The sequence below is a fragment of the Arsukibacterium sp. genome (assembly GCF_041616895.1).
Lineage (GTDB): Bacteria > Pseudomonadota > Gammaproteobacteria > Enterobacterales > Alteromonadaceae > Alishewanella.
In genome coordinates, this window is the sequence record NZ_JBFJPY010000208.1 from 1 (window position 1) to 1,828 (window position 1,828).

Annotated in this window: 2 protein-coding genes; both read left to right on the forward strand. The window is 49.4% G+C overall.

Translation table 11 applies throughout. The features are described from left to right. A partial coding sequence (locus ABY802_RS16845) for a VacJ family lipoprotein (protein WP_372628272.1) occupies positions 1 to 757 on the forward strand: 757 nt, incomplete at its 5' end. A gap of 80 nt (positions 758 to 837) precedes the next feature. After that, on the forward strand, positions 838 to 1,828 hold a 991-nt coding region (gene wecB, locus ABY802_RS16850), incomplete at its 3' end, for a non-hydrolyzing UDP-N-acetylglucosamine 2-epimerase (protein WP_372628273.1).

Here is a 1,828-nt window from a genome sequence, read left to right on the forward strand (position 1 = left end):
GCAAAACGCTGCAGAGGTTAGCCAAAACACCGATCAGAATGAATATGTTGAGGCAGCCCAGGCGGCAGAGCCTCAAGCACCAGCCTATACCGACCCGCGCGATCCGCTGGAATCTATTAACCGGCCACTATGGGATTTTAACTACGACATCCTGGATAAGTACCTGTTACGGCCAGCGACCGTCGGCTATATGACCGTGGTACCCAAGCCCGCGCGTAAAGGTTTAATCAATGTGGTTGAGAATTTAAACGAGCCGGCCAGTTTTTTAAATGGCTTATTGCAGGCAAAGCCTGGTAGGGCTGCTATCAGCGCCGGACGTTTTTTAGTTAATTCTACGGTTGGTTTGCTTGGTTTGTTTGATGTTGCCTCGAAAATTGGGTTGACCGAAGCGGAAGAAGACTTTAACCAGACCCTGGCAGTATGGGGCGTTGGTGACGGCGCTTATTTAATGGTGCCAGGTCGCGGGCCGACCACCGTGCGTGATACCGCAGGCGACGTGGTAGACGGTTTATATTTTCCGCTGGCATTATTAAGCACGCCGTTAACCATCACCCGCTTTGCGATCAACGCCCTGGACAGCCGGGAGCAGTTAATGAACCTGGAACAAATGCTGGAAGACTCACTTGATCCGTACGCTTTCGTCAAAGAGTCTTATTATCAGCGCCAGGAATTTAAAATTTACGACGGCAATCCGCCACAGCCTAAAGAAGAAGAGCTGGACGATGAACTGCTGGACTACCTGGACGAATTCCAATAAATAAAATCACTCTGACCCTTTTTTCTGCTAAAAAAAAGGGTCAGAGTGAATTAAATGGATTTACAGAATTTAGGATTATTATGATTAAAGTACTCAGCGTGTTCGGTACCCGCCCCGAAGCAATTAAAATGGCGCCGCTGGTAAATTTGTTAAAAGAAGACAGTGAAATCGACAGCCGGGTGTGTGTCACCGGCCAGCACCGTGAGATGTTGGATCAGGTCCTTAGTTTGTTTGCGATAAAGCCTGAATACGATTTGGCCATTATGAAATCTGGCCAGGATTTGTACGACGTTACCACCAGTATTTTGCTAAAAATAAAGCCGGTGCTACGTGATTTTCAGCCTGATATCGTGCTGGTGCATGGCGATACCAGTACCACTTTCGCCGCGGCGCTTGCCTGCTATTATGAAAAAATTGCGGTTGGCCATGTTGAAGCAGGGCTGCGCACCGGCAATATTTACAGCCCTTGGCCGGAAGAAGCCAACCGGAAACTGACCGGCGCCATTACCAGTCTGCATTTTGCGCCGACGGATACCTCGGCCGCTAATTTGCTGGCAGAAAATGTGGCTGCCAAGTCCATTATGGTTACTGGTAATACTGTTATTGATGCCCTGTTGCAGGTAGTGGATAAAATTACCGAAGACGAAAAACTGAGCAGCGCGTTCGCCAGCCAGTTTCCTTATGGTCAGAATGGCCGGCGTTTAATCCTGGTTACCGGCCATCGACGTGAAAGTTTTGGTGACGGGTTTGAGCAAATATGTGCCGCCTTAGCTGAGCTGGCAAAAACCTTTACCGATTGCGACATCGTTTATCCGGTGCATTTAAACCCGAACGTGCGCGAGCCGGTCTATCGTTTACTAAGCGATGTCAGCAATGTTCATTTAATTCCACCGCAAGATTATCTGCCGTTTGTTTACCTGATGAGTAAGGCGACGATCGTACTGACTGATTCCGGTGGTATTCAGGAAGAAGCGCCATCGCTTGGCAAACCGGTGCTGGTGATGCGTGATACCACAGAGCGGCCGGAAGCCGTCAGTGCCGGCACTGTTAAGCTGGTTGGTACTAACCGCC